This is a genomic window from Microbacterium xylanilyticum (genome assembly GCF_054654695.1).
The window spans coordinates 1,092,951-1,114,521 of record NZ_BAAIEN010000002.1; the positions used below are offsets into that span (position 1 = coordinate 1,092,951).

At 69.7% G+C, this 21,571-nt stretch carries 20 protein-coding genes; 7 read left to right on the forward strand and 13 right to left on the reverse strand.

The window, feature by feature from the left end:
* Nucleotides 1-5 precede the first annotated feature (5 nt).
* Together ACYQ1L_RS05725 and ACYQ1L_RS05730 are read right to left on the reverse strand one after the other, a co-directional pair.
* Nucleotides 6-365 carry a DUF2304 domain-containing protein gene (locus ACYQ1L_RS05725; RefSeq protein WP_460003277.1) on the reverse strand — a complete coding sequence of 120 codons (360 nt, stop codon included), beginning with the start codon at nt 363-365 and terminating at the stop codon, nt 6-8.
* A 5-nt stretch (nt 366-370) separates the two neighbouring features.
* Entirely contained in the window at nt 371-1,057 is a 687-nt protein-coding gene (locus ACYQ1L_RS05730; RefSeq protein WP_460003278.1) for a glycosyltransferase family 2 protein, read from the reverse strand.
* 83 nt (nt 1,058-1,140) lie between these two features.
* Here ACYQ1L_RS05730 and ACYQ1L_RS05735 point away from each other — a divergent pair, with 83 nt between their 5' ends.
* Genes ACYQ1L_RS05735 through ACYQ1L_RS05750 form a run of 4 tightly spaced genes read left to right on the forward strand, consistent with a single transcriptional unit; the run spans nt 1,141 to nt 5,639 of the window.
* A complete protein-coding gene (locus ACYQ1L_RS05735) occupies nt 1,141-1,752 on the forward strand; it encodes an acyltransferase (protein ID WP_460003279.1) in 612 nt (203 codons plus the stop codon).
* On the forward strand, nt 1,749-2,846 hold the full coding sequence (locus tag ACYQ1L_RS05740; RefSeq protein ID WP_460003280.1) for a DegT/DnrJ/EryC1/StrS family aminotransferase: 1,098 nt from the start codon (nt 1,749-1,751) through the stop codon (nt 2,844-2,846). The genes ACYQ1L_RS05735 and ACYQ1L_RS05740 overlap by 4 nt, the downstream gene beginning before the upstream one ends.
* Nucleotides 2,846-3,832 carry a Gfo/Idh/MocA family oxidoreductase gene (locus ACYQ1L_RS05745; protein ID WP_460003281.1) on the forward strand — a complete coding sequence of 329 codons (987 nt, stop codon included), beginning with the start codon at nt 2,846-2,848 and terminating at the stop codon, nt 3,830-3,832. The genes ACYQ1L_RS05740 and ACYQ1L_RS05745 overlap by 1 nt, the downstream gene beginning before the upstream one ends.
* 10 nt (nt 3,833-3,842) lie before the next feature.
* The gene (locus tag ACYQ1L_RS05750; RefSeq protein WP_460003282.1) at nt 3,843-5,639 is read left to right on the forward strand and encodes an ABC transporter ATP-binding protein; all 1,797 of its coding nucleotides are present in this window, start codon (nt 3,843-3,845) and stop codon (nt 5,637-5,639) included.
* A 13-nt stretch (nt 5,640-5,652) separates the two neighbouring features.
* On the opposite strand, the gene ACYQ1L_RS05755 is transcribed toward ACYQ1L_RS05750, so the two are convergent.
* Together ACYQ1L_RS05755 and ACYQ1L_RS05760 are read right to left on the reverse strand one after the other, a co-directional pair.
* Nucleotides 5,653-6,741 (reverse strand): glycosyltransferase family 2 protein, encoded by a 1,089-nt coding sequence (locus ACYQ1L_RS05755; protein ID WP_460003283.1) that lies wholly within the window; start codon nt 6,739-6,741, stop codon nt 5,653-5,655.
* Nucleotides 6,742-6,800: 59 nt separating this feature from the next.
* Entirely contained in the window at nt 6,801-7,862 is a 1,062-nt protein-coding gene (locus ACYQ1L_RS05760; protein WP_460003284.1) for a glycosyltransferase family 2 protein, read from the reverse strand.
* A gap of 130 nt (nt 7,863-7,992) precedes the next feature.
* On the opposite strand from ACYQ1L_RS05760, the gene ACYQ1L_RS05765 reads away from it, so the two are divergent.
* On the forward strand, nt 7,993-9,099 hold the full coding sequence (locus ACYQ1L_RS05765; RefSeq protein ID WP_460003285.1) for an acyltransferase family protein: 1,107 nt from the start codon (nt 7,993-7,995) through the stop codon (nt 9,097-9,099).
* Here the strand turns inward: ACYQ1L_RS05765 and ACYQ1L_RS05770 are convergent, their stop codons facing one another.
* The 4 genes from ACYQ1L_RS05770 to ACYQ1L_RS05785 are packed head-to-tail and all read right to left on the reverse strand — an operon-like array spanning nt 9,100 to nt 13,882.
* Nucleotides 9,100-10,320, reverse strand: coding sequence for a glycosyltransferase (locus ACYQ1L_RS05770; protein WP_460003286.1), 1,221 nt, complete (start codon nt 10,318-10,320; stop codon nt 9,100-9,102). It lies immediately after the preceding gene.
* Nucleotide 10,321: 1 nt separating this feature from the next.
* Nucleotides 10,322-11,488, reverse strand: coding sequence for a glycosyltransferase family 4 protein (locus ACYQ1L_RS05775; protein WP_460003287.1), 1,167 nt, complete (start codon nt 11,486-11,488; stop codon nt 10,322-10,324).
* A gap of 2 nt (nt 11,489-11,490) precedes the next feature.
* The gene (locus tag ACYQ1L_RS05780) at nt 11,491-12,666 is read right to left on the reverse strand and encodes a glycosyltransferase (RefSeq protein ID WP_460003288.1); all 1,176 of its coding nucleotides are present in this window, start codon (nt 12,664-12,666) and stop codon (nt 11,491-11,493) included.
* The gene (locus ACYQ1L_RS05785; RefSeq protein WP_460003289.1) at nt 12,650-13,882 is read right to left on the reverse strand and encodes a glycosyltransferase family protein; all 1,233 of its coding nucleotides are present in this window, start codon (nt 13,880-13,882) and stop codon (nt 12,650-12,652) included. The genes ACYQ1L_RS05780 and ACYQ1L_RS05785 overlap by 17 nt, the downstream gene beginning before the upstream one ends.
* 113 nt (nt 13,883-13,995) lie before the next feature.
* Here ACYQ1L_RS05785 and ACYQ1L_RS05790 point away from each other — a divergent pair, with 113 nt between their 5' ends.
* Nucleotides 13,996-15,150: a glycosyltransferase family protein gene (locus ACYQ1L_RS05790; RefSeq protein WP_460003290.1), complete on the forward strand. Its 1,155-nt coding sequence runs from the start codon at nt 13,996-13,998 to the stop codon at nt 15,148-15,150.
* Here ACYQ1L_RS05790 and ACYQ1L_RS05795 read toward each other — a convergent pair.
* The 5 genes from ACYQ1L_RS05795 to ACYQ1L_RS05815 are packed head-to-tail and all read right to left on the reverse strand — an operon-like array spanning nt 15,125 to nt 20,988.
* Nucleotides 15,125-16,297 carry a glycosyltransferase family protein gene (locus ACYQ1L_RS05795; protein WP_460003291.1) on the reverse strand — a complete coding sequence of 391 codons (1,173 nt, stop codon included), beginning with the start codon at nt 16,295-16,297 and terminating at the stop codon, nt 15,125-15,127. The genes ACYQ1L_RS05790 and ACYQ1L_RS05795 overlap by 26 nt on opposite strands.
* Nucleotides 16,294-18,282 carry an N-acetyl sugar amidotransferase gene (locus ACYQ1L_RS05800; RefSeq protein WP_460003292.1) on the reverse strand — a complete coding sequence of 663 codons (1,989 nt, stop codon included), beginning with the start codon at nt 18,280-18,282 and terminating at the stop codon, nt 16,294-16,296. The genes ACYQ1L_RS05795 and ACYQ1L_RS05800 overlap by 4 nt, the downstream gene beginning before the upstream one ends.
* Nucleotides 18,282-18,914, reverse strand: coding sequence for an imidazole glycerol phosphate synthase subunit HisH (hisH, locus tag ACYQ1L_RS05805; protein ID WP_460003293.1), 633 nt, complete (start codon nt 18,912-18,914; stop codon nt 18,282-18,284). The genes ACYQ1L_RS05800 and hisH overlap by 1 nt, the downstream gene beginning before the upstream one ends.
* Nucleotides 18,911-20,026 carry a DegT/DnrJ/EryC1/StrS family aminotransferase gene (locus ACYQ1L_RS05810; protein WP_460003294.1) on the reverse strand — a complete coding sequence of 372 codons (1,116 nt, stop codon included), beginning with the start codon at nt 20,024-20,026 and terminating at the stop codon, nt 18,911-18,913. The genes hisH and ACYQ1L_RS05810 overlap by 4 nt, the downstream gene beginning before the upstream one ends.
* The gene (locus ACYQ1L_RS05815; protein ID WP_460003295.1) at nt 20,023-20,988 is read right to left on the reverse strand and encodes a dTDP-glucose 4,6-dehydratase; all 966 of its coding nucleotides are present in this window, start codon (nt 20,986-20,988) and stop codon (nt 20,023-20,025) included. The genes ACYQ1L_RS05810 and ACYQ1L_RS05815 overlap by 4 nt, the downstream gene beginning before the upstream one ends.
* Before the next feature lie 89 nt (nt 20,989-21,077).
* Between ACYQ1L_RS05815 and ACYQ1L_RS05820 the strand changes: the two genes are divergently transcribed.
* Nucleotides 21,078-21,530: an acyltransferase gene (locus tag ACYQ1L_RS05820; protein ID WP_460003296.1), complete on the forward strand. Its 453-nt coding sequence runs from the start codon at nt 21,078-21,080 to the stop codon at nt 21,528-21,530.
* Nucleotides 21,531-21,571 lie beyond the last annotated feature (41 nt).

Here is a 21,571-nt window from a genome sequence, read left to right on the forward strand (position 1 = left end):
CGGGCTCAGCCCTGCGCGTCCTCATCGGCCGGCTTCTCGTGCTCGAGGGCGTCGAGGAGCGCGATGCGTCGGGCCAGGAGGGTGAGCCGGCGCTGCTGCGCCGAGTTGCGTCGCGACTGGGTGTACACGAAGACCAGGAACATCAGGACGAGGGCGTAGAGCAGCAGATCGGTGCCCCGCCCGACCCCCACGAGGTTCGCCACCCACGTCAGCCACGCCGGGAACAGGATCGAGAGCACGGCGACGAGGATGAACACGCCGTACACCATCCGCCGGATGGCGAGGTGGCTGTCGGCGCCGGTGCGGCGCATGAAGACGGCGCCGATCAGCACGACGCCGAGGATGAGCAGGATCTGGATCCACATGGCGGTCACCTCACGAGCAGATCGACGAGAATGTTGACGGAGTTCAGCACCGACTGCCCCTTGGACTTCGAGTAGTCGGTGTACAGCAGCTCCACGGGGTACTCCGTCCAGGGGAGCCCCGTGCGGCCGAGCTGCAGCACGATCTCGGTCGCGTGCGCCATGCGATCCTGCTTCAGCCGGATCTGGGAGGCGGCGTCCCGGCGGATCACGCGGAGGCCGTTGTGGGCGTCGGTGAGCTTGATGCTCGTGGTCAGGTTCGTGACCCAGACCGCGGTCTTCAGCACGACGCGCTTGACCCAGCCCGGCTTCGTCCGGTCGTCCAGGAAGCGCGACCCGAAGACGATGCCCACGTCCTGCGAGCGCGCGGCCGCGACCATCTCGATGGCGTCGACGACCCGGTGCTGGCCGTCGGCGTCGAAGGTCACGATGTACTCGCACGACGGGTGCGCGAGGGCGAACTCGATGCCGGTCTGCAGCGCGGCGCCCTGTCCGAGGTTGATCGGGTGCTCGACCAGACGTGCGCCGGCTGCGCGGGCGACGGCCGCGGACCGATCGGTCGAGCCGTCGTCGACGCAGACGATGTTCGGGAAGAACGGCAGAAGACCGGCGATCACGTCCGCGATCACGGACTCCTCGTTGTACAGGGGGACGACGACCCAGGTGTGAGGGTCGGGTTTCGTCGGTGGGGTCACCCCACCATCTTCGCAGGAATCGCTGGACGCGCCCGTTAGGATGACTCGGTACCCCGAATGCTCGACAGCGAGGAGAAAGCCGCGTGAGCTCCCGTCCCGGTGTGCGGATCGTCGAATCCGCCGATGTGTCCGCCGATGCCGTCATCGGCGACGGCTCCTCGATCTGGCACCTCGCGCAGGTGCGCGAGCAGGCGCAGCTGGGAGAGAACTGCATCGTCGGGCGCGGCGCGTACATCGGCACCGGCGTCGTCATGGGCGACAACTGCAAGGTGCAGAACTACGCCCTCGTGTACGAGCCCGCGCGCCTCGGCGACGGCGTGTTCATCGGTCCGGCCGTCGTGCTGACCAACGACACGTATCCGCGGGCGATCAACCCGGACGGGACGATCAAGAGCGCGCACGACTGGGAGCCGGTCGGCGTCACGATCGGGAAGGGTGCCGCGATCGGCGCGCGCGCCACGTGCGTCGCGCCCGTGACGATCGGCGCCTGGGCCACGGTCGCCGCCGGCGCCGTCGTCGTGAAGGACGTGCCCGACTACGCGCTGGTCGCGGGCGTGCCCGCGAAGCGCCTGGGCTGGGTGGGCGAGGCCGGCGTCCCGCTGGCCGCCGGCGATGAGCCGGGCATCTGGATCTGCCCGCAGAGCGGCGACCGTTATGTCGAGCAGGATGGCATTCTGACAAAGGAGAACGCGTGAGCGAGTTCATTCCCCCGGCCAAGCCGATCATCGGCGACGAGGAGCGGGAGGCGGTCGACCGCGTGCTGCGCAGCGGCATGGTCGCCCAGGGCCCCGAGGTCGCGGCGTTCGAGGCGGAGTTCTCGGAGCACTTCGTCCAGGGCCGTCCGGCCGTGGCCGTGAACTCCGGCACCGCGGGCCTCCACCTGGGTCTGCTCGCCGCGGGCGTGGGACCGGGGGACGAGGTCATCGTCCCGTCCTTCACCTTCGCCGCCACCGGCAACTCGGTGGCGCTGACCGGCGCGACGCCGGTGTTCGTGGACATCGAGCCGGAGACCTTCACGCTGGACCCGGAGGCGGTCGCCGCCGCGATCACCTCGAAGACCAAGGGGATCCTGCCCGTCCACCTGTACGGGCACCCGGCGCGCATGCGCGAGCTGGAGGCGCTGGCCGCGGAGCGCGGCGTGGCGCTGTACGAGGACGCCGCGCAGGCGCACGGCGCGTCGCTCGACGGGCGCCCGGTGGGCACCTTCGGCGAGTTCGCGATGTTCAGCCTGTACCCGACGAAGAACATGACCAGCGGCGAGGGCGGCATGGTCTCCACGGCGACCGACGAGATCGCCCGCAACGTCAAGCTCCTGCGCAACCAGGGCATGGAGCGGCAGTACGAGAACGAGGTCGTGGGCTTCAACGCCCGGATGACCGACATCCACGCGGCGATCGGCCGCGTCCAGCTGACCAAGGTCGACGCCTGGACGAAGACGCGTCAGGCGAACGCCGCGTTCCTGGACGCGCACCTCGAAGGCGTGGTCGTGCCGGCCGTCGCCGACGGCGCGGTGCACGTGTACCACCAGTACACCGTGCGGGTGCCCGAGGACCGCGACGGCTTCGTGAAGGCCCTCAAGGAGGAGCACAACGTCGGCGCGGGCGTGTACTACCCGATCCCGAACCACCGCCTGCCGTCGCTGGCCCCGTACGCTCCCGGCCTGGAGCTGCCGGAGACCGAGCGGGCGGCCCGTGAGGTCGCGTCGCTGCCGGTGCACCCGTCGCTGTCCCAGGGAGACCTGGAGCGGATCGTGGCCGCCGTGAACGCCGTCGCGGGAGCGGGCGCCTGATGGGGGATCTGCGCGTCGGCCTTCTCGGCGTCGGCATGATGGGGCGCCACCACGCCCGCGTGCTGCGCGAGGTGGAGGGCCTGGACCTCGTCGCGATCGCCGACCCGGGCGGCGACCCGCACGGCGTCGGCGGCGATCTGGGCGTGCTGCCGGACATCGAATCGCTGATCGCGGCGGGGATCGACATGGCCGTCGTCGCCGTGCCGACCCGGTTCCATGAGGACGCGGCCCTGAAGCTGGCGGAGGCGGGCGTGCACACGCTCGTGGAGAAGCCGATCGCGCACAGCGTCGAGGCCGGCCAGCGCATGGTCGAGGCGTTCGAGTCCCGCGGTCTCGTCGGCGCCGTGGGCCATGTGGAGCGCTTCAACCCCGCCCTGCAGGAGCTGCGCCGCCGGCTCGAGGCCGGCGAGCTGGGCGACGTCTACCAGATCGCGACGCGCCGCCAGAGCACGTTCCCCGCGCGCATCGCCGACGTGGGCGTGGGCAAGGACCTGGCCTCCCACGACATCGACCTCACCAGCTGGGTCGCGCAGAGCGAGTACGCCACGATCTTCGCGCAGATCGCGCACAAGAGCGGACGCGAGTTCGAGGACATGATCACCGTGACCGGACGCCTGGCGAACGGCGTGATCGTGAACCACCTGGTGAACTGGCTTTCGCCCATGAAGGAGCGCGTCACCGTCGTCACCGGCGACCGCGGCACGTTCATCGCGGACACGGCGACCGGCGACCTCACCTTCTTCGCCAATGGCACGATCCCGCTGGAGTGGGAGTCGATCTCCTCCTTCCGCGGCGTCTCCGAGGGCGACATCACCCGGTTCGCGTTCGCCAAGCGCGAGCCGCTGAAGGCCGAGCACGAGGCGTTCCGCGACGCCGTCCTCGGCAAGCCGAGCGACGTCGTCACCATGGCGCAGGGCCAGCACACGCTGACCGTCGTGGAGGGCGCTCTCGCGTCCGCCACGTCCGGCGCCTCCGTGGCGTTCTGAGCGTCTCGCGATGAAGCAGATCTGGCCGGTTCTCCGGAGCCTCATTCCGCTGCTGCCCAAGGGCGCCCAGCAGTACTTCATCGGCTACATGGTCGTCACGAGCCTCATCACGATCCTGGACGTGGCCGCCATGTCCTTGCTCGCGGTGATGATCGGCCCGGCCCTCACCGGCGGGTCGTTGCGCCTGCCGGTGATCGGCGAGATCCCCTCGGGGAGCGTCGCTCTCGTCGGCCTGGGAGCCTGCGTGCTGATCATCGTCAAGTCCGCGCTCACGGTCATCGTGCACTGGTTCGCGACTCGTCGGTTCGCGCAGTACGAGCTCGAGATCGGCGACCGGATGTTCAAGGCGTACATCAACTCGAGCTGGGAAGAGCGCTCCAAGCGCTCGGTGGCGGAGATCACGCGGATCGCGGACAGCGGCATCGCGAACACGATGGCGGGCTTCATCCTGCCGCTGATGAGGGTCCCGAGCTCCGCGCTCACGTTCGTGCTGATCATCGCGGTGCTCTTCGCGGCGAACCCGATGACGTCGATCATCGCGCTGGTGTATCTGACCCTCATCGCGGTGGTGGTGCACCTGGTCGTGACCAAGCGAGCTCTCGAGGCCGCCCAGGTGAACCTCACCTACAGCTATCGGGTCGCGATCCTGATGACCGAGATGATCGAGGCGCTGAAGGAGCTGAGCCTGCGCAACCGGCTGTCCGAGGTCGCCGACCTCGTGACGACCAACCGGCACCGCTCGGTCCGCGCGCGGGCGAACGGATCCTTCCTCGGAGTCGTCCCCGGCTTCGTGTTCGAGGCCGCCCTGATCGGAGGCGTGATCCTCATCGGCGGCTTCGCCTTCGTGCAGGGCGGTCTTGCCGGCGCGCTCTCCTCGGTCGCGCTCTTCGCGGCGACGGGTTTCCGGCTCATCCCGGCGATCAACGGCATTCAGGGCGGACTCGTGCAGGCGGTCGCCAGCATCCCCTCGGCGCAGGACGTCATCGGCGATCTCACGGCGGCGGAAGCGGACATGAAGGTGTCCCAGGCGCCCGCCGACACGGCGGTGCTCGCCGAGAACCCGCGGGAGCTGCGACTCGACGACGTCCGATTCCGCTATCCGAACGCGGAGGAGGACGTGATCCGCGGGATGTCGCTGACGATTCCGCTCGGCAGCTCCCTGGGCATCGTCGGGCCGTCGGGCGCCGGGAAGTCGACCCTGATCGATCTCCTCCTCGGTCTCAGCCAGGCTTCCGAGGGCGAGATCACGATCGACGGCGATCCGCTGAAGTCGGTGCTGCGGCAATGGCGCGGCCGGGTCGGCTACGTGCCGCAGCGCGTCGCGCTCTTCGACGGCACGATCGCTCAGAACGTGGCTCTCACCTGGACCGACGAGATCGACGAGGCGAAGGTCCTGCACGCGCTCGAGCGCGCTCAGCTGGGCTCCCTCGTCGACGCGCGCGCCGGTGGCATCCACGAGCGGATCGGGGAGCGCGGAGTGTCGCTCTCCGGGGGTCAGCAGCAGCGCCTCGGCATCGCCCGTGCGCTGTACACCGACCCGCTGGTGCTGGTGCTGGACGAGGCGACGAGCTCGCTCGACACGAAGACCGAGGACGAGGTCACGAAGTCGATCCGCGAGCTGCAGGGCGAGGTGACGCTGATCTCTGTGGCGCATCGCCTGTCGACCATCAAGGACTACGACCGGATCTGCTACGTCGACGAAGGCGTCATCGCGTCGTCGGGCACGTTCCTCGAGGTGGCCTCGTCGCTGCCGGCCTTCGCGGAGCAGGTGCTTCTGGCCGGTCTCGCGCGCGAACTCGACCTCTGACGTCGGCGCGGCGTCAGCGCTGCGGCGTCGACATCGCACGCACGCCGGCGACGAGGGTGCGCAGGGGAGCCTGTCGATCGAAGAGGCGCAGGGGGCTGCTCGTGAGCAGGGCCTCAGGGCGCCGATGGTCCGCCCGGGCGCGCACGAGGGCGTGCAGCCGCTCCACGGTCGTGTCCTCGTCCCGCACGGCCCGCAGGAGCATCGCGTCGGCTCGGGACAGCACACGGAACGCGTCCGGGCTCATCCGGTGCAGGCGTTCGATGACGCCGATCAGCGGGCGACGATGCGACTCGAAGCCGTCGACGTCGGTCAGACGCACGGCGATCGCGTCCATGACGTTCATCCGGAGGTACTTCACGACGATCGCGGTCCGGGAGGGCGCGTCGAGCGCCGTGAACCAGTCGGCACCGTCCACGGCGTCCAGGAAGCCGAAGTCCGCGGCCACGGGCCGAGGCGCGTGCGTGACCCGATCGCCGGCATCGCCGTGGATGATGTACGGCGGACCCTCGAGGTCGTATGCGATTCGCGCACCGGAGAACCAGATCCTCCCGCTGTACGCGATGTCCTCGCCGGAAGCCAGAGCCGGTGTGAACCGCAATGCGCCGAAACGGCGCCGGTCGACGATGCCGAACGGCGCGCTCCGATAGGAGAGACGGTCTTTGCGCCCGTCCAGGGACGCCAGGCGTCGTCCGTTGCGGACGGGAGGGTAGGGGTCCGTCCGACCGTTCGCGAGCCGTACCCTTCCGATCACCATCTCGGCGGAGGTGCGCGCCTGGACCCGGAGCCAGGAGTCGATCGCGCCCGGGGCGAACTCGTCGTCCGAGCCGGCGACCGCGACGAAGTCGCCGTCGGCGTGATCGAGACCGTGATTGAGCGGTCCCGCCGGGGAGGGGATGCCGTCGCGCAGACTCAGCAGGCGCACGCGGGGATCGTCGAGGCGTGCTCCGAGATTCTCGCCGATGACGGCCGGATCGATGTTGTGCGCCACGACCGTGACGCGCACCGGCGCCGCGGTGCCGTCGAGCACCGAGCCGACGACGCGCGCGATCGGCCGGGTCGCCGCATGGACGGCGATGCACACGTCGACCACAGGCGCTCCCACGCCTTCGATGATAGCCGCGGCGCGGAGGCCTCCTGCGTCATCGCTCAGGGCGTCATCGCTCAGGGCGTCATCGCGCGCAGGGTGCGCAGGGGGGCCTGCGCCTGCAGGCTGCGCAGCGGATTGCGGGTCAGCAGCGCGTCGACGCCGCCGGCCCAGCGGGAGCCGAGGAGCTGCTCGATGCGCTCCGGGTCCGGGCTCTCCGCCCGAAGGGCGTCGAAGACCGCTCGGTCGGCCCGCGAGAGGAGCGCGATGGCCCCTGGCGACATGCGCTCGATCTGGGCGATGACCGCGATCAGCGCATCCCTGTGCGGCGCGAGGCCCTCGGGGCTGCGCAGCCGGAGCAGGATCGCATCGAAGACGTGCAGGCGGAGGTTCTTCACCCCGAGTGCGCGCCGCGCACGGCGGCCGAGTCGGGCGAACCAGGACGAATCCTCGATCGCACGCAAGAAGGCGAAATCCTCGGCGACCGGTCGTGCGGCGGAGGTCACACGATCCGTGCCGTCCTCGTGCACCACGTACCCGGCGACGGCGCGGGCGTAGGCGATGTGCTCACCCGTGAACCACAGCCGCGCGGTGAATTCGAGATCCTCGCCCGAGTGCAGCCCGGGCGTGAAGCGCAGGTCGCCGAAACGCTCGCGCGAGACCAGGCCGAGGGGCGCGCAGCGGTAGGCGAGGCGGTCCTTGACCGGATCCAGGTCTGCCGTGCGTCGTCGGCGGGTGGGCGGCATCGGATCCGGGCCGCTCAGCTCGCGGTCGATCCGCGCCAGAACCGTCGACGCGTGCTGCTTCCGAGCGATGGCCAGCCATCGGTCGATCGCTCCCGGGGCGAGCTCGTCGTCCGAGCCGAGCAACGAGAAGTAGTCCGCGGTCGCGTGGTCGAGCCCGTGATTCATCGGACCGGCAGGAGAGGGGATCCCGTCGGCGAGGTGCAGCAGCACGACCCGTTCGTCATCGGCGAGGTCGGCGAGATTGCGCCGGATGATCTCCTCATCGATGTTGTGGGCGACGACGATCGCCCGCACCGAGGCGGTGCCGCCGGCCAGCACGGAAGCGACCGCTCGTCGGATGGGCCGTGTCGCAGAGTGCACGGCGATGATGACGTCGACGTCCGGGGTGCCCATCCGTCGATCCTAGTTCGCGTTCCGGCGGCTTCCTGTCGCCCCCGGGTAGACTGGCGGGGCCGCAGTCGCGGTTCTCCCCCTGGAAGGAAGCCGGATCCTGGACACGCGGTCGATACTCTCGCAGCGCACCGTGCGCCTCGATGGCCTGACGGGACTGCGCTGGTGGGCGGCGTTCCTGGTCTTCCTGTACCACATGCTCGTGTTCGCCCCGCTGCCCGGCGTGATCTCGACGGTCTTCGCGCAGGGGTACTTCGGTGTGACCTTCTTCTTCGTGCTGTCGGGCTTCGTGCTCACCTGGTCGGCTCGTCCGGACGTGTCGACGTCGACGTTCTACTGGCGCCGCTTCGCGCGGATCTGGCCGTCGCACATCGTCGCTCTGGTGTTCGCCATCCCGGTGTTCTACACGATGGCCGCGATTCCGCAGGGCAGCTTCCTGAAGCCGTTCGACGTCGGGATCCTGCTGCTGTCGGTCGTCCTGCTGCAGGGCTGGTGGAACGCGCCTCAGATCCTCTTCTCGGGCAATCCCGCCGCATGGACGCTGACCTGCGAGGCCTTCTTCTACGCGCTGCATCCCTGGATCTCGCGCGTGCTCATGCGGCTTTCGCGGCGAGGCGCGCTGATCTTCGCCGGGGGAGTGATCGTCTGCGCGTTCACCTACCGCGGCCTGGCGCTGCTCCTGCCCGGTTCCGCACTCGCGGCGCTGCCGCTGCCGATCGTGCGGGTGTCGGAGTTCGCGCTCGGCATGGCATTGGCGTGGGCGATCCGATCCGGCTGGCGGCTGCGGATCCCGCCCGCGGTCGGGATCGCGGCGATGATCGGCGTCGTGTTCGCGATCGTGTTCGTGTCGCACACCGGCCTCACCGTGCCTCTCATCTCGCTCATCCCCGCGTTCGGGAACGAGCTGTTCACCCTGGCCTGCGCCGTCGCGATCGTCGCCCTCGCGCAGAAGACGCTCGCGGGCAAGCGCTCCTGGTTCGAGTCCAGGCTGCAGGTGAAGCTGGGCGAGTGGTCGTTCGCGTTCTACCTCGTTCACGCGACCGTGATCTACCTCGCACTGCGGATCTTCGGCCCGCAGGGACCCGCATGGCACAACGTGCTGTGGTTCGCCGCGATCCTCGCGGTGGACATCACCCTCGCGTGGGCGCTGCATTCGTTCGTCGAGCGCCCGCTGGAGAAGCGGATGCGCCGATGGAAGGACCGGCGCACCGCGGCTCGTCTCGACTCGGCCGCCGTCTGATCAGGCGCGCTCGATCCAGTTCTCGATCAGCACGCGAGCGCTGGCCGGGCCGGAGTGCACGGCCTCGACGAACGCCGGTCCTTCGGCAGCGATGCGACGAGCCCTCTCCGGGTCGCGCAGCAGCGCGGACACGACGTCGAGCAGCGTGTCGGGCGTGGCATCCACGATCGGCAGATCCAGCCCCGTCGCGTCTTCGACATGCGCCCGGACCTCGGGCAGCACGTGACCGACGACCACGCGCCCGCTCGCCATCGCTTCGCAGGCGGCGACGCCGTAGGAGCCGACGCGGAACTGGTCGATGACGATGTCGACGGCGCGGAACGCGGCGGGCATCTCGGCCGCGGGCGTCGCGGTGAGGAGGCGGTACGCGATCCGCCCGTCCTCGATCAGCGGGCGCAGCGCCGGCTCGATCCAGTGGCTCCCCTTCTGCACCGCGTTGCTCGACGCATGCATCACCGTCACGGTCTCGCCGCGGAACGGCTCGGGTCCCGGTCGGAAGGTCGCGGTGTCGACCACCACGGGGCACCACGTCGCCCAGGGAACGTCCGCGAGAAGATCCGGCGTGGACACGAACGTCGGCCGACGATGCCGGGTGAGCAGATCCAGGTTGGCACGCGCGTCGTCCCGGAGAACGGCGGTGCGCGGATCCTCCGGGTACATCGACCACGGCGTCCGGGCGGCGTGATGGTCCGGATCGCGGATGTCGGTGCCGTGGCACAGATAGGCGGTCGAGATGCCGTCGCGGGCGAGCGCCGCCAGCTCGGCGGCGGGGTCACGATCGAACTTCTTTCCGAAGAGGGGTCGCTCCGCCTCCATGAGGACATGAGTGAACCCGCGCACCGCCTCGTACTCGTCATCGGCCCAGGACCGCGAGCTCTGCGACGCGGCATAGGGGACCAGGACGTCGGCCGGGAAGTCGAATCCGCCGGGCATCTGCTCCGCGCGGTTGCGGGCGCCGATGGCGGGGTCCGCGGCCTCCAGCGCACGCGCCCACCGGTACGCCTGCCCGGAGTAGTTCGTCGGCGCGATCAGCACGCGGATCGGCGTCGTGGGCACGTCGGTGTGCGGCGCGGGACCGCCGCCGAGGACCCGGAGCGCCAGCCGAGCGGCGAGCCCGTCGGGGTTCCGGGCGGGGGCTTCGATGAGCGCGGTCGCCCAGCGGGGCAGAGCGGAGCGATGACGCACCAGCCAGCCCGCGGTGCGGGAGATCAGGGACGGCATCTCACGCGTTCCTTCTCTTGCGTCGGGCGGCGGCATGCAGGACATCCGCGACACGTCGGGCCACCGCGCGGAGGGAGTGGGTGCGGTCGGTCCAACGGCTCAGATCCTCACGCTGCTGCGGTGTGGCGGGATCATCGGCCGCGCTGCGCATCGCCTCCGCGATACGGCCGGCGTCGTAGGCGCACGCCCACCCGGCGCGCACATGATGGTCGGCCTCGCGCAGGAACGGTCCGGTGGGACCCGGTCCGCTGAAGATCACGGGGCAGCCGGCGGCGAGGGACGAGTACGTCTTCGTCGCGAACGCGTATGCGTATGCCGTCCCAGGACGGAGCGTGGCGAGGCTCGCCACGGCGGACGAGAGGTGGGGGAGGAGCTCGGGCGCGGGGACCGCGTCCAGGAACGTGATGCCGTCGAGGACGCCGTGCTGCCGGGCGCGCTCTTCGAGCACGGCGCGCTCTGTGCCGTTGCCGATGAACGTCAGCGTGTAGCCGGGGTGCGAGCGGCTGAAATCCGCGAACGCGTCGATCAGGATCTCGGTGCCGTGCCACACGGAGTAGCTGCCGGCGTAGACGAACGTCCTGCCCGAGGGGGCAGGTCGGTAGGAGAACTCGGTGGTGTCGGCGCCGAAGCCGGTCACCGTCACCGGGCCGTCGACACCGAGCTCCCGCAGCCGCGCGACGACACCGGCGGAGATCGTCACGCGGTGCGCCGCCCCGCGCAGGGCGAAGCGCTCCAGGGCGCGCAGCGCACGCACCACCAGGGTGGAACTCGTCGCCATGTGCGCCGCATCCGACCAGATGTCAGCGGCGTCGTACACGTACGGAATGCGCCGAAGGGCGCAGATGACGCGGACGACCGCGCCGGTCGTGGGCGGAGGCTCGACGAAGACGACGTCGGGCCTGGGGGCGACGAGGAGCCGGAGCGCGAGCGGCACGTCGAAGCTCAGGTAGGGCAGGTAGCCGCGCACGTACCCCTCGCGATCACGCAGAACCGGGAAGGTGCGCACCTGTTCGACGCGCTTCCCGTCGCGCATGCCTCGCGGAGCCCTGGCCGTGAGCACCGTGACGTCGTCGCCGTTCTCCGTCAGGGCGTCGGCGACGGCGCCGAGGAACTGGGACGCGGCGGAGGGCTCGGGGCGGTAGATCCGAGAGGCGATGAGGACGCGCACGATCAGGCCTCGAAGAAACGGCGCATCAGGACGTCCCGCGAGAACGCGCCGTCGTGCAGCCGCCGGACGAACTCGGGGCCCGTCGCGGCGAGCGAGCGGTAGCGATCGCGGTCGGACGCGATGTCGCGCAGCACGTCTTCGAGGGTGTCGACGGTGACATCGGGGATGGGCAGGGGCATGCCGGCATGACTCTCGACCTCCTGCCGAACCTGATCGGTGACGTACGTGAGCACGAGCCTGCCGCCGGCCATGCCCTCGCAGGCGCCCACGCCGTAGTCGCCGACCCGGAACTGATCGAGGATCACATCCGCTTCGGCGAAGACCCGGCGCATCTCCTCATTCGGAACGTTGCGGATCTCGGTGAATTCGATGACGCCGTCGTTGACCAGTCTCGACACGGCGGGGGCGATCAGATCCGTGCCCTTGACGGCCGGGTTGGTGGGCGCGTGCACGACGCGCAGCCGCTTCCCTTGCAGCAGCCCGGCATCCGACGCCCAGCGCTCCGGCTCGATGACCACCCCGAGGAAGTCGGCGCGAGGCAGATCGACGAGCAGCCCGGCGGTCGACACGAACGTCGGGGCGTCGAGATCCTTGATCAGGGCGAGGTTCTTCTCGACCACGTCCTCGACGAGGTGCGCGGCCACCCATTCCTCGTTGTCGCGGAACTGCGACCACGGATTGCCCTGCACATGCGTCGACGGAAGCCGGACGTCGTTGCCATGGCCGACGATGCCCACGCGGACGCCCGCGTTCCGGATCACCTCGACCTGGCGGCGCACATCGCCCGAGAACATGCCTCCGAGAAGGGGGAAGCAGGCCTCGATCATCACGTGGGTGTAGTTGTCGCGGATGTCGTCGAGCATCGCGCGCTGCCAGGCTCGCGAATGCTCGGCGGTGCGCCACGAGACCACATGGTCGGCGCCGTACGCGAAGGGGTTGTTCGCGGCGTGGACGTAGTTGCGCGCGGAGACCAGCCCGGACGTCTCCGCGGCGCGGGACCATCGGAAGCCCTGGCCCGCATAGTTCACCGGCCCCACGAGCATGCGGTACGGCTTGCTGAGATCGGGGACCGGGGGTGCGGGGATCCGCACCCCTCGCAGGCGATCCACGCCCGAGGCGATCGCGTCCTGCGCCGGCTTGGGGAGCCGCTTCCATGCCGCCTCAGCCGCGCTGTGCATCCGCTCCCCTTCCCGGGATCGTCGAGCCGGTCAGCCACGCGTCCTTCAGAGCCCGCGCCGACAGCGTCCCGTCGTGCGCGGCCCGCACGAACGCCACGGACTGCGCGCGCAGTCCGTCGAGGTCGGTGCGCGCGGCGAGTTCCCGCAGCGCCTGCTCCAGGGTGTCCGGATCCGCCTCGATGATCGGGAGGTCGTGGCCCGTCGTGCGACGCACGACCTCGCGGACCTGATCGGACACCTGCCCCACGACGACGCATCCGGCTGCCATGGCCTCGCATGCCGCGACGCCGTAGGAGCCTGCCCGGAACTGGTCGAGCAGCACGTCGACGCGTGCGAAGGCCGCGGGCATCTGGGCGGACGGGACGCCCTGGATCAGAGAGAGCTCGATCAGGCCCTCGGCGGCGAGACGCTCGAGCACCGGCAGGATCATCGCGGTGCCCTTGGTGGCGGCGACGGAGGGAGCGTGGGCGACGCGGAGCGGCCGCGACCGACTGGTCGTCGCACGATCCGTCCTCCACCGCTCGGGATCGATCACGACCGGGCACCACACCGCGCCGGGCAGGTCGACCAGCAGGTCGGGCGTGGACACGAAGACCGGCCGGCCACTGCGCTCGAGCAGCGCGATGTTCCTGGCCGCCAGTTCCTCGGCACGCGGCAGATACACGCTGTCGTCCAGGTAGTACGAGAGGGGGTTGTTGCGGATGTGGCGCGACGGAAGGCGCGCGTCGGTGCCGTGCGCGAGAAAGGCGACGTCGACGCCCGCTGCCGTCAGGGCGTCGGCCTGCGCCTGGACGGAACGCCCCAGGAGGCGTCCGAACGGCGGCTCCTCCGCCTCGATGAGCACATGCGTGGCGGAGGTCGCCGCAGCGAACTGCCGACGCTGCCAATCCGGATCGTTGTGGTACGTGCCCACGGGGACGACGAGATCCGACGCGAAGGAGAACCCACCGGGAACGTCGACGGCCATGCTGCGCGCCGAGATGAGGGGATCGGCCTTCTCGAGGGCCCGAGCCCAGGCGAGGGCCTGTCCCGAGTAGTTGACGGGCGCGATCAGCACGCGGGTCGGGCGGTCATCGAAACGGGTCGCCGGCACGGTGCCGCGCGGTGCCGGACGGCCCATGCGACGGGCCGCGACCTTCCCGATCAGGCTGGTGGGCGAGTCCGCGATCCGGTCGATCAGGCGGTTGAGCCACGCGGGGTAGCCGTTGCGGTTCACTCGGCCCCCGAATGTTCCTGTCGCGTGCCGGGCATGGGTCGAGTCTATCCGGAACCGTGGGGGCGTGAGCCGAGCCGCCACGGACGCCGGGGCGGGCCCGTAGACTCTCGGGCATGCGTGCGCGGCTGCTCATCCTCTCGTTCGACGACATCAGCATCGATCCCCGGGTGATCAAGCAGGTGCGGCGGTTCGTCGACGAGTACGACGTGACCACCTGCTCACCGGGTCCGAAGCCCGACCCTCGTGTGGCGGATCATGTCGAGCTGGATCTCTCGCGGGCGCGGCCCCGGGGCCGGCTGGGCGACCTCGTCGACGGCGTGGCGCGGGAGCGCGAGTGGTTCGGCTGGACGTACCGGCAGCACCCGCTCGTGAAGCAGGCACGGACGCTCCTCTCCGGTCGGCGCTTCGACGCCGTCCTCGCGAACGACGCCGAGACGATCGGCGTCGCGCTCGCGATCGCCGGGCCGTCCCGGGTGCACGCCGACCTGCACGAGTTCTATCCCGGGCTGCCGGTCGACGACTCGACGCTCGGCCAGAGGCAGCGCCGCTACTGGACCTGGCTGATCCGCCGCTTCGCCTCACGGGCCGTGTCATCGACGACCGTCGGCGCGGCGATCGCGGAGAGATACCGGGACTACGGTCTCGCGCCGGGCGTGGTCACGAATGCGGCGCCGTATCGCGAGGCCGAGGCGACTCCGACGGGCGCTCCCATCCGCCTCGTCCACAGCGGGAACCCGTTCAAGGAGCGCGGTCTCGCGGAGATCATGCGGGCCGTCGCCGCCTCCTCGGCCGATGTCACCCTCGACCTGTACCTCACGTACAACCCGCCGACGGATCGTGCGGAGCTGCAGCGGCTCGCGGCGGAACTCGGGAGCAGGATCACGATCCACGAGCCGGTTCCGCAGTCGGAGCTGATCGGGCAGCTGCAGGCCTACGACGTCGGCATCCATGTGCTCCCGCCGACGAGCGAGAACAACGCGCTCGCACTGCCGAACAAGTTCTTCGACTTCGTGCAGGCGCGTCTGGGCATCATCGTCGGTCCGTCGATCGAGATGGCGCGCATCGTGCGCGAGACGGGGGCCGGGATCGTCACCTCGGACTTCGAGGAGGCCAGCATCCGCGCGGCGCTCGACGGGCTGACCCCGGACCGCGTGGACGCGTTCAAGGCGGCCGTCCACGAGTCCGCGCGCGCGCAGTCCGCTCAGTCGCAGGTCGAGACCTGGGCCGACGCGGTGCAGGCGATCATCTCGAGCCGAGCACCTCGCTGAGCTGCCGGGCGCTCGCCGTCGCGGAGGCATGGCGGCGGGCCCACTGCAGGCCTCGCTCCGCCTGCGCGGCCATCCGCTCGGGATGCGCGATCACGGCGGAGAGCACGTCGTAGAGATTCGCCACGTCGGCGACCGCCCACGCTCCGACGGCGTCCTCGCCCAGGTCGGGCTCGTCCGCGACGTCGGCGCTGGTGACCAGGACGCATCGGCGTGCCATCGCCTCGACGCCGAACACTCCGGGGACGGAAGCGTAGAACTCGTTGAGGGCGATGTGCGCGTCGTCGAGCGCCGCCAGCACCTGCTCGTGCGGGACGCCGATGAGCTCGCGGTACTCGACGTGAGGATTCTCCGCGACGATCCGTGCCATCGCATCCCGTACCGCGTCCGTCCCCTTGAGCCGGGGATTGGACGGCGCGTGGACGACGACGATGGTCTCCGGGGCGTCGAACTTCGTTGTCTCGTCGACGAACTGCTCATCCGGGTAGAAGTAGAGGAACGGGTGCGTGGGGCCCGAGATGTAGCCGAGCTGGTCGACCCGGGCGGTGAAGATCGCCTCCGCGTGACGCTCCGCGACCTCGGCGCGGAGCCGGCGGGCCTCGTCGTACTCCGGCGTCGCGAACACCGGGTCGATCGTGGTCAGGATGGATCCGATGTTGGGCCGCCCGGTGCGGGCGGCGCGTTCGAGCGAGAGCTTCGGCGACCGGATGTCGTTGCCCGTGAAGTAGCAGACGAGCCGGCGGCCATGCGATCGGATGAAGGAGAACTCGAAGTCGCGCTCGTCGTGGTGGCCCTCCAGGAACGCGCCTCCGCCGACGTAGATGAAACCGCGCGCACGATTCATCAGCCACGCCAGCAGCACCGGGCCGCCGTAGAGCCGACGCCACACCTCGAGCCTGCCGCCGAGTGCGCGCGACGGCTTCTGGATCACGGCGTCATACGCGACAGAGTAGAACGGATTGCGTGCGTGGATCGCGGTGTAGCTGCGCGGAAGCGCGCCCGCGATGTGCGTGGCCATCAATGCGATGTCCTCGGGGCCGACCACCCAGTCGATCCTGCGGGTGAAGAAGGCGAAGGGCTTGAACAGCACGGAGCAGACGCGCAGGAGGGCCTTCTGCCGTCGGAAGACGACCGTCGCCGGGTCGCTCATCGCCGGTCGCGCCGCGGGATGCAGAACTTGACGTAGAAGCTCTTCGGAACGCGGTCGAGCTTCCACATCAGCCAGAAGAACGGACGCAGCAGTTCGAAGCGCCGCTTATAGGTCGGATAGTCCGTGTATTCCTTCTTCGGCATGGTCATGACGTGCTCGAATCCGGCGTCGTCGAAGCCGAGGCGCTTCTTGACCATCGCGATGAGCTCGGGATCGCCGTGTCTCGGCTCGATGAACTGGGCGGCCGCGACGAGGCGGTCCATCTGGCCCGAGCGGACGAGCGCGGAGAGCTCGATCTGACGGAAGTTGATCCCGAACCGCGTGGGCAGGAAGTAGGTGTGGTAGAAGGCCGTGAAGCGGTTCTCCAGGTGGTGTCCGCCGTACCACTGCCAGCCGAACCGCTCCGCCAGGAAGCGCTTCGCGTCCTCCTTGTTGTAGTCGATCCAGTACAGCGGGCGCGTCCGCTGGATGCGGCTGAACGCGGACCACTTGACGAAGTGCGCGAAGTCGAGGTTGGGGTAGGTCTTCATCGGAAGCCGGCCGAACTTCTGGTGAACGCCCTTGATGTAACCGCCGTCCATGTAGAGCCACCCCATCGGGGAGACGCCTTCGGTGCGGAACGAGTGTCCCTCGACGATGTGCCGGATGCCGTGCTTCTCGGCTGCCCGGTAGAGCACCCCCATGAAGCCGATGTCGGTCGGAGCCTCGATGTCTTTGACGCCCGCCAGCATGAACGAGTGGTAGATGTCGTCGTACTCGGCGTTGTCCACGACGTACGTCTCGAGGTCCACGCCGAGCTTGTCCAGCACGGCGAAGATGTTCGACGTCGCGGTCGGGGAGTTCCACGTGTTGTCGAAGTGGACCGCGAGCGGGCGGACGCCCTTCGACACGAGCAGGTGCGCCAGGAACGACGAGTCGGTTCCTCCGCTGACGCCCATGATGCAGTCGTACTTCTTGCCGCGACCGGCCTCCTTGAGCTCGGCGACGAACTTGTCGAGCGCCTTCTCGCTCTCCGGGCCGATCGGGTACTGCCGATCCAAGGAGTCGTGAAGGTGGCAGTAGTAGCACACGCCGTCGGCGTCGAACGCGGCGCCCGGCACGTCGCTCGTGATGAGGCAGCGGGTGCACACCTCGGGGGAGTCGAGGAATCGCTGTGCGGCCTCGAGATCCCACTCGTGCGTGCCCGCCGTGGTGGCGACGACCTCGCCGCGACCGTCGAAGAGGTGCCCGAACAGCTCGTCGATCTGCGGACGCGTCGGGTAGTTGATGAGCACGCTCTCGTGTCCGGACTGCATCACGAACGCCGTGCCGGCGGCGACCGCCGATGCGCCCGCGTGCTCGATCGGTGCGACGAGATCGGTGCGGGCGCCGGCGCCGCCGTGGGCGATCACGGGAACGGTGGCGAGGTCGGCCACGATCCGCACCGCGTCGAGGTCGATGCCCTCGCGGGTGCCTTCGCGATCGATGTTCGTCACGAGGATCTCGCCCACGCCGAGGCGTCCGGCCAGCGACACCCACTCCTCGAGAGTGATCTCGGCCTGCTCGCTGCCGCCTGACGTGTACACCATGTACTCGCCGTGCGCGCCGCGCACGTCGACGGAGCCGACGATCGCCTGCGAGCCGAGAGCGGCGACCATCTCCCTGACGGCGTCCGGTGCGGTCAGGATTGCGGTGTTGACGACGATCTTCTCGAACCCGGCGGCGACGATCGCCTGCGCCTGCGCGACCGTCTCCACCCCGCCGCCATAGGCGAGGGGGATGAACGCCTCGGTCGCGATGCGCTCGAGCAGCTCCAGGGGGGCGGGCGTGCGCCCGCGCGCCGCGCCGATGTCGAGGATCATCAGCTCGTCGACCTCGAGGTCGTTGAAGATGCTGATCACGTTCACGGGGTCGCCGACGTAGCGGGCATCGCCGAACGTGCGTGTCTTGACCAGACGCTCCCCGTCGAGGAGGAGCACCGGGATCACGCGGGGATAGACGTGCATCAGACCTCCGTCGACGCGAACTCGCCGAGAAGAGTGAGCCCGTAGCGGTGGCTCTTCTCCGGATGGAACTGGATGCCGATGACGTTCTCGTGCTCCACGGAGGACGCGTAGCGGATCCCGTAGTCGCTCCACGTCAGCACGTCGGACTCGTGCTCCGGGAAGACCGCGTAGGAGTGCACGAAGTAGAAGCGTCCTCCTTCGCCGAGCGACGGAGCCAGACGCGATGCCTTCGCGGACACGGCCGTGTTCCAGCCCATGTGCGGGACCAGCAGACGCGATCCGTCGATCTCGGAGGGGAAGCGCCGCGCTCGGCCCGCGATCAGGCCGAGCCCCGGGAGCACGCCCTCGTCGCTGCCGTCCATGATCAGCTGCATGCCGAGGCACACGCCGGCGACGGGGATCGCGCGCTCGCGGGCGGCGTACGCGATGGCGTCCGCGAGACCGCTCGAAGTCAGTCGCTCCACCGCGGCGTCGAAGGACCCGACGCCCGGCAGGATGAGGCGGCGGGCGGAGCGGACGGCCGCGGGGTCCCCGGTGACGTCTGCCTGCTTGCCCACCTTCGCGAGGGCGTTGCGCAGCGACCCCAGGTTCCCGACGCCGTAGTCGACGATCGTCACATCCGCGGCGCTCACCGGTTCCTCCCGCTCTCGGCGATGCTCTGCCGGAGCGCCACGGCGATCCGATCCATGTCGCCCTCCTCCAGCTGCGGATACAGCGGCAGCGTGAGCGCCTGGTGGTGGGCGCGCGTGGTGTGCGGCAGGCGCTCATCCGGGATGTCGAAACGCTCGCGGAAGTACGGCTGCAGGTGCATGCCGTACGTGCCGAGCGTGGTCTCGACGTCGCGCGTGCGCATCCTCCGGATCACCTCGTCGCGATCGATGTCGTCGTCGAGCAGGACGACGAACGACTGGTACGTGTGCGCGATCCCCTCGGGCGCGTGCGGGAGCGTCACGCCTGCGATGCCGTCGAGCCGATCCCGCAGGGCGGCGGCGGCTTCCCGGCGACCGGAGACGATCTCGTCGATCCGCTGCATCTGGGCCAGGCCGATCGCCGAGTGCACGTCGCTCAGACGGTAATTGAAGCCGGCGTCGACGAACTCCATGAACAGCTCGCCTCGGACCGCGCCGTGCGCGCGCAGCACGGCGATGCGCGCGGCGAGATCGTCGTCGTCGGTCGTGATCATCCCGCCCTCGGCGGTCGTGATGATCTTGCGCGGGTGAAAGGAGTAGACCCCGGCCGTGCCGAGCGTCCCGGCGTGCCGGCCGCGATACGTGCCGCCGAGGGCGCACGCCGCGTCCTCCAGGACGGGCAGGCCGTGCCGGGCCGCGACGGCGTTGATCGGATCCATGTCGGCGCACAGCCCGAAGGCGTGCACCGGCATGATCGCGCGGGTGCGTTCGGTCACGGCGGCGTCGAGCTGCGACGGATCGAGGTTGAACGTGCTCTCCTCGATGTCCACGAACACGGGGACGGCGCCCTGCTGCACGACGGCGTTGGCCGTCGCGGGGAAGCTGAACCCGGGGATGATCACCTCATCGCCCTGCTGCACGCCGAGCGCGACCAGAGCGAGGTGCAGGCCGGTCGTCGCGGAGCTGACCGCCGCGGCGTGCCGGGCCGACGTGTAGTCGCGGATGGATGCCTCGAACGCGGCGGTCTTCGCGCCCTGCGTCAGATAGCCGGACTCGATGACCTCACGGACGGCCTCGACCTCCGGGGCGCCGGTGAGCGGGATGTTGAGTCTCATGAGAGGACGGAGAGATACCAGTCGATGGTCTCGCCGAGGGCTTCGTCCGTCAGGCGGGGCGACTGATGCCCGAGCAGCGACTCGAGCTTCGACACGTCCGCGAGGTGGCGGCGCACGTCGCCCGGACGCTCCTCCGTGTGGAAGACGGGGTGATCGGGACGGCCCATCTGCGCGAGGATGCGGGCGATCAGCTCGTTGACGGAGGTCTCGACGCCGGTCGCGACGTTCAGGACCTGTCCGCGGCACGCGGGTGAGTCGTGCACCTGGGCGATGAGGTCGGCGCTGTCCTTCACGAAGATGAAGTCGCGGGTCTGCTCGCCGTCGCCGAAGATCTCGATCGGCTGGCCGTCCAGCACACGGCGGACGATGATCGGCACGATGCCGGCGTACGAGCCGGGGTTCTGGCGCGGCCCGATGTTGTTGAACGGGCGGATCACGGTCGCGTCGATCCCGAACGTCTGCACGTACGACTCGATGATGTGATCGGCCGCGGACTTGCTCGCCGCGTAAGGCGTGATGGCGTCGTGCGGGTGGCCCTCATCCATCGGGATGTAGCGGGCAGAGCCGTAGGCCTCCGAGCTGGACAGGTGGATGAGGCGCTCGACCAGGCCGCGGCGGGCGATCTCGCAGAACGTCGTCGCGATGCCGACGTTGGTCTGCACGGTCCACGCCGGGTAGGTGAGCGACGTGGGCAGCGGGATCACCGCGAGATCGAACACGGTGTCGATCTCGTGGCTGGTGACGACGTCCTGCATCGCGGCGAGGTCGGCGGCGTCGAGGCGGATGATGTCGATGTCGTCGCGGGCGGCGCGGGCCTGGGCCAGGTTGTCCAGGCTGCCGAGGAAGAAGTTGTCCACGACCGTGATCCGGCGCGGCTCGTCCTTGATGAGCCGGTCCACCAGATGGCTGCCGATGAAGCCGGCCCCGCCGGTGATCAGGATCGATTTGGAACGCACAGACATGGACGTGAAGACTCCCAGGAGATCGTTGCCTCCGACCGTCGGGTCGGACCGGCCCGTACGTAGCATAGATGATGAAGAGGGAGACCCCCGTGAGCGATGGCAGGACGGACGCGGCGCCGGAGGTGCCGGAGTGGCACGGGCTGTCCGGGAACAGGTTCAATCCGCATGCCTGGATCGTCGGAGAGCCGGTCATCGGCGCCGACGTCTGGATCGGGGCGTTCACGGTGATCGACGGGAGCGGCGGTCTGACGATCGGCGAGGGCTGCGATGTCTCGGCGGGGGCGCAGATCTATACGCACTCCACGGTGGAGCGCTGCGTGAGCGAGCGCGCGAAGACCATCGTGCGCAGGCCGACGCGGATCGGCCGCTGGGTGCACGTCGGCGCGAACGCCGTCATCCTGATGGGCGCGGACATCGGCGATCACAGCGTGGTCGCGGCGGGGGCCGTCGTCACCGAGAACACCGTGGCGCCCCCGTTCAGCGTGCTGCGCGGTGTCCCGGCGCGGGTCTTCGAGGGCGCGGCGCGGCGACTGGCGGAGTGAACCGCGACCGCCGATGGGCGGAGGCGGGCATTGCATAGAGT